Origin of the sequence: Chryseobacterium proteolyticum (assembly GCF_046591535.1) — a bacterium.
Taxonomy (GTDB): domain Bacteria; phylum Bacteroidota; class Bacteroidia; order Flavobacteriales; family Weeksellaceae; genus Chryseobacterium; species Chryseobacterium proteolyticum.
This window is the reverse complement of sequence record NZ_JBJLWK010000021.1, coordinates 1-986: the sequence shown is the minus strand read 5'-3', so window position 1 is coordinate 986 and position 986 is coordinate 1. Positions and strand designations below refer to the sequence as shown.

Below are 986 nucleotides of genomic sequence, written 5' to 3'. Positions count from 1 at the left end.
ACAACAGGATTTTTTAAAATCTGGGCAACTTTTAAAGTATAGCCCTTCTGCTTTATCCTTGAAACTACCTGGATAGATTTGATAGAGTCTCCTCCTAAATTATAAAAATTGTCTTTTACACTGATCTTATCCCGTTTTAAAACATCAGACCAGACAGATACCAAAAGTTCTTCTTCCGGGGTTCTTGGGGCAATATAATTTTCCTTGATTAAATCATCCTCTTCAACTTCCGGTAAAGCTTTACGGTCTATTTTTCCTATTGATGTCAAAGGAATAGCATCCAGCTGGACATAATAAGCAGGCAGCATATAATCCGGCAATAATTTGCTCAAATTACTCTGCAGTTCTTTTTTATCTATATTATCATCAGATACATAGTAAGCAACCAGAACCTTGTCTTCCTCGGTTCCTTTTGTTACGACAACGGCCTGTTTCAATGCTTTGGAACTCTGAAGTAAAATGGTTTCTATCTCTCCAAGCTCTATACGGAAACCACGGATTTTTACCTGATGATCTTTTCTTCCTAAAAATTCTATATTACCATCCGGAAGCCATCTGCCCAAATCGCCGGTGTCATACATTCTAAGCCCCTCTTCAAAAGGATTATCCGTAAACTTCTCAGAGGTAAGATCTTCACGGTTCAGATAACCCCGGGCAACGCCGCCGCCTGATACGTAAATCTTCCCTGCCACTCCTACAGGTAATAATTGTGCACCCTTATCATCAAGAATATATACCTTAGAATTCAGAATTGGTTTACCAATGATACTTTCTTTACTGTTATTATTAACATCAATTATCCAGTTCGTTGAATCGATAGTATTTTCTGTTGGTCCATATGCATTATAAAAACGGGCACTCATTTTGGCCTTCTTTAAATGACGGGTATTTAATACATCACCTCCGGAAACAACATGTTTTAATGATTTTAAATTATAGAATTTTTCACTGTAATCAGGATTAGACAATAGATCATTTAATAGAGA

At 36.7% G+C, this 986-nt stretch carries 1 protein-coding gene; it reads right to left on the bottom strand.

Annotated features, from left to right (window positions below; all coding sequences use genetic code 11):
• Positions 1-986: non-ribosomal peptide synthetase (locus ACJ5H0_RS23040; RefSeq protein ID WP_411252187.1), on the bottom strand; the 986-nt coding region annotated here is incomplete at both ends.